Source organism: Rhodococcus gannanensis, assembly GCF_042681175.1.
Lineage (GTDB): Bacteria > Actinomycetota > Actinomycetes > Mycobacteriales > Mycobacteriaceae > Rhodococcus_G > Rhodococcus_G gannanensis.
In genome coordinates this window covers 21,360-27,640 of sequence record NZ_JBHUFB010000022.1, presented here as the reverse complement: position 1 = coordinate 27,640, position 6,281 = coordinate 21,360, and the positions used below count along the sequence as shown (strand labels likewise).

General features: G+C 72.4%; 8 protein-coding genes. 3 read left to right on the top strand and 5 right to left on the bottom strand.

The window, feature by feature from the left end; translation table 11 throughout:
* From ACFSJG_RS25570 to ACFSJG_RS25560, 3 genes are all read left to right on the top strand, one after another.
* Positions 1 to 505, top strand: a 505-nt coding sequence (locus ACFSJG_RS25570) for an HIT family protein (protein ID WP_378488059.1), incomplete at its 5' end; no start/stop codon positions are given.
* A 65-nt stretch (positions 506 to 570) separates the two neighbouring features.
* Positions 571 to 1,242, top strand: coding sequence for a PaaI family thioesterase (locus ACFSJG_RS25565; RefSeq protein ID WP_378488058.1), 672 nt, complete (start codon positions 571 to 573; stop codon positions 1,240 to 1,242).
* A gap of 61 nt (positions 1,243 to 1,303) precedes the next feature.
* A complete protein-coding gene (locus tag ACFSJG_RS25560) occupies positions 1,304 to 2,293 on the top strand; it encodes a 1-aminocyclopropane-1-carboxylate deaminase/D-cysteine desulfhydrase (protein WP_378488057.1) in 990 nt (329 codons plus the stop codon).
* Between the two features lie 10 nt (positions 2,294 to 2,303).
* Here ACFSJG_RS25560 and ACFSJG_RS25555 read toward each other — a convergent pair whose 3' ends face one another.
* From ACFSJG_RS25555 to ACFSJG_RS25535, 5 genes are read right to left on the bottom strand one after another with little or no spacing between them, the layout of a single operon-like run.
* Entirely contained in the window at positions 2,304 to 2,633 is a 330-nt protein-coding gene (locus ACFSJG_RS25555) for an Rdx family protein (RefSeq protein WP_378488056.1), read from the bottom strand.
* A 5-nt stretch (positions 2,634 to 2,638) separates the two neighbouring features.
* Positions 2,639 to 3,403 carry a (2Fe-2S) ferredoxin domain-containing protein gene (locus tag ACFSJG_RS25550; protein WP_378488055.1) on the bottom strand — a complete coding sequence of 255 codons (765 nt, stop codon included), beginning with the start codon at positions 3,401 to 3,403 and terminating at the stop codon, positions 2,639 to 2,641.
* Positions 3,400 to 4,209, bottom strand: a complete 810-nt coding sequence (locus tag ACFSJG_RS25545) for an ABC transporter ATP-binding protein (protein WP_378488054.1) — start codon at positions 4,207 to 4,209, stop codon at positions 3,400 to 3,402. The genes ACFSJG_RS25550 and ACFSJG_RS25545 overlap by 4 nt, the downstream gene beginning before the upstream one ends.
* Positions 4,206 to 5,264, bottom strand: a complete 1,059-nt coding sequence (locus tag ACFSJG_RS25540; RefSeq protein WP_378488053.1) for a FecCD family ABC transporter permease — start codon at positions 5,262 to 5,264, stop codon at positions 4,206 to 4,208. The genes ACFSJG_RS25545 and ACFSJG_RS25540 overlap by 4 nt, the downstream gene beginning before the upstream one ends.
* Positions 5,261 to 6,271 carry an ABC transporter substrate-binding protein gene (locus ACFSJG_RS25535; RefSeq protein ID WP_378488052.1) on the bottom strand — a complete coding sequence of 337 codons (1,011 nt, stop codon included), beginning with the start codon at positions 6,269 to 6,271 and terminating at the stop codon, positions 5,261 to 5,263. Before ACFSJG_RS25535 ends, ACFSJG_RS25540 begins: the two co-directional genes overlap by 4 nt.
* Positions 6,272 to 6,281: the final 10 nt, after the last annotated feature.

Sequence of the window (6,281 nt, the reverse complement as noted above, 5' to 3'; positions counted from 1 at the left end):
GGTTGACGTCCACCTGGACCCGTCAACCGCGCACGAGCGCGAAGCGCATACTGCTGCGATGCACTGCATCTTCTGCGCGATCGTCGCCGGCACCGCCGAGGCCAGCGTCGTCCATGAGGACGACCACACGCTGGCGTTCATGGACATCCGGCCGTTCACGCCGGGGCACCTGCTGGTGGTGCCGAAGATCCACGCCTCGGGGCTGGCCGACCTCGACCCCGAGGACGGCCGCCGGGTGTTTGCGGTCGGGCAGCGGATGGCGGCCGCCCTGAAGTCTGACGGCGGGGTGCCCGCGGAGCTGCGGGACGGCCCGCGCGCCGACGGTGTGAACCTGTTCCTCGCCGACGGCGCCCTCGCTGGGCAGGAGGTGTTCCACGTGCACCTGCACGTGATCCCGCGGACGGCCGGCGACGGCTTCGGGTTGCGGGGGAGGCCGATGTCGGCGCGTCGTCCGGACCTGGACTACCTCGCGGGTGCGCTGCGGAGGCGTCTGGACGGGATCTGAACCCCCATTTCGTGTCTGTGTACCATGCAATTTTGCGGATAGCGCAGAACGACAAGCGAGGTACCGTGTCCGATCCGATCACCGACCAGCGGCTCCTGTACATCCACGACCAGCTCTCGGACGAGGACATCCAGCGCGAGGTGGACCTGTACGGGCCGCTCACCGACAGCGTGCGTCAGCTGATCGCGGCGACCCTGCAGACCGAGGTCGGAGAGCCGGACGTGCGACGGGCCAAGGCGCTCGTCGAGGAGGCCGCCGCGATCCTGCAGGAGCGCGCCATCCCCGGGCCCTACGGAGTCCGCTGGGGTGCATCGGGCTGGAAGCGCGGTTGGGGCAACGCCGCAGACGGTGTCCGCAACGCCGTCGCGCCGCCCCTGACGATCCAGACGGACCCCGACGGCCGCACGTGGACCGACTTCCACCTCGGCCCGCAGTACGAGGGCCCCGCCGGGCTCACCCACGGGGGCGTGTCCGCACTGATCCTCGACCAGGTGCTCGGTGACTGCGCCGTCGCCGCGGGCAGCCCGGGCATGACCGGCACCCTGACGCTGCGCTACCGCAAGCCGACGCCGCTCGGCGACCTGCACGCGGAGGCACGGTTCGACCGGATGGACGGCGTCAAGGCCATCGTCAAGGGCCACATCGCCGACGCCGCCGGCATCTGCGTCGAGGCCGAGGGCATCTTCATCCTCCCGCGCTGGGCGCGCGAGGCGGCCGCCGCGTCGACGGCCGGCTGAACCACGCCCCGATCCGGTCCGCGTGGGTAGTCTGCGCGGATGCGAGAAGCACACCGGTGCCATGGCTGAGTCGCACCCCGAACTGCATCGTCGGTACCCCGAGCTCGCCGCCACGCTCCCGCACCTGCGGCTGGGTTCACGCCCGAGGCCGCTGACCCGGCTGGACGGCATCGGCGTCCGAAACCGCGTGTGGTGCAAGGACGACAGCGGATTCGGCGACGGCGGCTGGGGCGGCAACAAGGTCCGCAAGCTGGAATGGATCCTTCCCGACGTCGAGGCCCACCGGTCACACCGGATCCTCACCGTCGGGGCATTGGGCACCAACTGGGGACTCGCGACGGCCCTGTACGCGCGGGACCGGGGTATCGACACCACGCTGGCGCTGATCGACCAGCCGGTGGACGAGCACGTCCGGGCGCAGCTCGTCCGGCTGCACGAATCCGGCGCGACCGTGCACCGCACCCACACCAAGGCCCGCACGATCGCGCTCGCACCCTGGCTGTTCGCCCGGCACGGCTTCCCGTACTACCTCCCGGCGGGCGGATCGACTCCGATCGGCACCCTCGGATACGTCGAGGCGGCGCTCGAACTGGCCGAGCAGGTCCGGAGCGGCGAGATGCCGGAGCCGGCGGCCGTCGTCACCGCGGTCGGGTCCGGTGGCACCGCGGCCGGACTGCTCCTCGGACTGCGGCTCGCGGGCTTGCGCACCCGGGTCGTCGCCGTCGTCGTCAACGACACCCTGCCGCTCGCGGAGCGTGACCTCGTCGGACTCGCACGGGGCACCGAACGGCTGCTCCGCAGTCGCGGCGCCCGGTTCGGCCCGGTCGACCTCGGGTCCGGATCACTGATCGTCACCCGACGGTGGCTCGGGCCCGGATACGGTCATCCGACCGCCGAGGGAACCGCGGCGGCCCGCGTCGCCGCCGACGCCGGCCTGACACTCGACCCGGTCTACACGGCCAAGGCCTTCGCCGGTCTGCTCGCCCTCGACGAGCACCCGATGTTCGGTGACGCGCCGATCGTGTTCGTCGACACCTACGGGCCGCGCTGAACGACTGCGCTCAGACCGTCTGATCCGGCAGTCCCGTCGCAGCCTGCCCGGTGCGCGGATCCCGCGGTCGGTCGGCGTGCCCGAGATCCCGGCCGGGCGCGATCACGTCGCGGACCCGCTGCTTGAGGGTCTTCGGGTCCGGAAAACCGCCGTCGCGGGAACGGTCCCACACCAGGGTGTCGTCGACCTCGATCAGGTAGACGCCGCCCGTGCCGGGAACCAGGGCCACCTCGCCGAGGTCGGTGCCGAACGTGCTCAGCAGCTCCTGCGCCATCCACGCCGCCCGCAGCAGCCACTGGCACTGCGTGCAGTACGTGATCCGGACCCGCGGCGCTCCCATGGGGTTCAGCCTGCCAGCCCCGGACCGGTCTCGCCGACGCGGTCCCGTCGGGCGCCTGCCCACGCCGTGACCGGATGCCCGCCGACGAGGTGGTCGCCGACGAAACGGTCGACGCGGTCCGCGGTCAGCCCGGCGTACCAGGTGTCGTCCGGGTACACCGCCACCACCGGCGCCTGCGAACACGGGAACATGCATCCGGTCTGGGTGACGAGCACGTCGTCGTCGCCGAGGCCGCGGGCGTCGAGTGCATCGTCCAGCGCCCGCGCGGTCTCCGGGCCGCCGCGCGCCGAACAGCGCGGACCCCGGCAGACCAGTACGTGCCGGGCGAATCCGGGCACCTCGTCCCATGCCGGAGAGGACAGCGGCGCGGTGGTGTCGCGGGCCGGGACGGTCGGGCCCTCGATCGCCGCGCTCATCAGGTCGGCGTAGGACGCTGTGTCGGTCAGGCCCGCCGCCAGCCGGACCTGCGGGCCGGTCGCGTCGGCCTGCTCACGCAGCCAGTGACCGACGACGCGCCGGAACCAGGCCTCCATCTTCCGGTCGTGCAGGGTCTGCCCGGACACGATCACCACCTCGGAGGCCCCGGCCGCCGCGGCCTCGTCCAGGACGGTCGTGACGGCCGGGCCCGACCCGCCGAGCACCGCGGTGCGGAACGTCGTGTCCGGATGACGGTCGCGCAGTGCGGTCAGCGCCGACGCCAGGACGTCGCGCGGGTCCTCGCCGCGGTCCGTCGGTGCGGTGACGACCACCCAGCGCCGAATCGTGTTCACGACAAAGCCCTTTCGGTGTCCGATACCACGCCGCACAGGGTCACCGTCGGTCGTCCCGTCCGCGGATGTGGTTGCACGACGGCGTCGAGTCCGTAGACGTCGGCGAGCAGTTCCTCGGTCAGCACGTCCGGGACGGGGCCCTCTGTGACGACGCGGCCGCCGTCGAGCACCACCAGATGGTCGCAGTACATGGCCGCCAGGTTCAGGTCGTGCATCGCGGCGACGGTGGTGAGGCCGCGCCGCCGGATCAGTGTCAGCAGGTCGAGCGAGGCCGACACGTCGAGGTGGTTCGTCGGTTCGTCGAGCAGCAGCACGCAGGGCCGCTGCGCGAACGCCCGCGCGAGTTGCGTCTTCTGCTTCTCGCCGCCGGAGAGGCTGTGCCACAGGCGGTCTCGCAGGTGGGTGACGCCCGCTGCCGCGAGGCCTTCGTCGACGGCGTCCCCGGACCCGGTGCCGGCCGGCCGAGCCCAGCCGCGCCGATGCGGAATCACGCCGAGTTCGACGACCTGCCCCACGGTCAGTTCGAGCTCGGTGGCCGAGTGCTGCTCGACCAGCGCGACGGTCTGTGCGAACTCGCGCCGCGACAGATCGACGACCGCGTCGTCCCCGAGCAGCACCCGACCGCGGTCGGGACGTTCGAGCCGCGCGATCGCGGACAGCAGCGACGTCTTCCCGGACCCGTTCGGGCCGATCAGCCCCGTGAACTTCTTCTCGGGTGCCACACACGAGACGCCGTCGAGGATGGTGGTTCCGGCCACCGACCAGGTGACGTCCTCCACGCGGACCTCGGGGGAGTGGTGGCTCATGCGCGGGCTCCTCTCCGGCGGATCAACCAGACGAACATCGGCACCCCGACGATCGCGGTGACGATGCTCAGCGGCAGCTCGCGTCCGGGCATCACTGTCCGGGCGGCGATGTCCGCCCACACCAGCAGCAGCGCGCCGAGCAGCGCGACGATGGGCAGCAGGCGGGCGTGCAGGGGACCGACCAGCATCCGCGCGGCGTGCGGGACGACCAGTCCGACGAAGCCGATCACCCCGGCCTGCGCGACGAGCGCGGCGGTACACAGCGACACCAGCCCGTACAGGACCCACCGCGACCGCTCCACGTCGGTGCCGAGGCTCGCCGCGGCCCGCTGCCCGAACGCGAACGAGTCCAGCACCCGGATGTGGGACAGCACCACCACCGTCGTCACCGCGACGACGACGGCCACCGTCGCGACGCCGGGCCAGCGGATCCCGGCGACCGATCCGAGGGTCCACTGCAGCACCCGGTGGGCGGCGTCGCGGTCGCCGAGCAGCACCAGCGCGGAGGTCACCGCCGCCGTGAACTGGCCGATCGCGATCCCGGCGAGCACGAGGCGGCCAGGCACCAGCGCGCCGGAGCGGGACGTCGAGATGAGGAACACCACCAGCAGACTCGCCACCGCGGCGGCGAACGCCGCCAGGGACACCGTCGCGGCGCCGAACAGTCCGCCGATGCCGATGCCGGTCGTCAGTGCGAGCACCGCACCGAGCGAGGCGCCACCGGACATACCGAGCAGGTACGGGTCGGCGAGCGCGTTGCCGGTCAGGGACTGCAGGACCGCACCGCACAGTGCCAGACCGGCCCCCACCAGCGCTGCGCCGATCACCCGGGGCAGCCGCAGGTCCACCACGATGTGCTCGGTGAGCAGGTCGGTGCCGGACCCGATGCCGAGCCGACCGGCGACGGAATCGACGACGGTCACCACCGACAGGTCGGCCGCACCGACCCCGACGCCGACGGCGCAGCTCAGCAGCAGTGCCGCGGCGACGACCGCGCACCAACCGGCGGCGGTCGTCGCCCGGACCCGGGCGGGCACCCGGGTGGTCACGCTCATCCCCGCTCGCCGGCCAGCTGTCCGGAGAGCGCGGACGCGCCGTCGATCAACCGCGGTCCCGGGGTGGTCGTGGAGAAGGGCAGCACCACGAACCTGTCCTCGCGGACGGCGGTCAGGTCCTTCAGTGCGGGATCGCTGCGCAGGTACGCCTTCTTCTGCTCGGCGGTGTCCCAGGATGCGTCCGCGAGCACGATGACGTCCGGGTTCGCGGCGAGCACGGTCTCCCAGTTGCCGTCGACCCAGGACCCGTCCAGCCCGGCGAAGATGTTCGTGGCACCGACCGCGTCGATGATCAACTGGGGACCGCCCCCGTTGGCGCCGACGTACGGGACGTCGGTGTTGCTGTCGTACCAGAAGATGCTCTTCCCGGCGCCCGACGCGGCGGACCGGACGGCCGTCAGGGTCTCGTCCTGCTGCTCGACGACCGCGGCGGCCTCGGCCTCCCGACCGAAGAGGACGCCGTAGTCGGTGATCTCGCCGGAGATCGACTCCCACTCGGCCGGGGCGCGCAGCGACTTGTCCGCGCAGCCGAACGGCGAGACGTAGGAGGCGACACCGACCTCGGCGAGGGAGTCCTGCGACCCGATCGCCTTCTCGTCGAATGCCGACCCGTAGGACGACAGCACCAGGTCGGGGCGGGTTTCGAGGAGCGCCTCGCGGCTCGGGTAGTCGCTCTCCTCGATGACCGGAACCGTCAGGTACGCCTCCTGCCACTGCGGGGCGATCGCGTCGTCGAGGTACGCGGTGCCGACCATCCGGCCCTCGGCCCCGATCGACAGGGCCGTCTCGGTGGCGCCCTGGCTGACGGTGACCGCCCGCTCGGCGGGACTGTCGAGGGTGACGGTGCGGCCGCAGTTCTCCAGGGAGATCGCCGCGGCGGCGTCCGAATCGGTCGATCCGCCTCCGCAGGCGGTCAGGGTCAACGCGGCGGCAACGGCGACCGCGGCGGCGGGCAGGGCCCGGGGTGGGATGCGCGAGAGGTCTCGCGTGGGGGTGTGGGTGCGCACGGCAACCCGC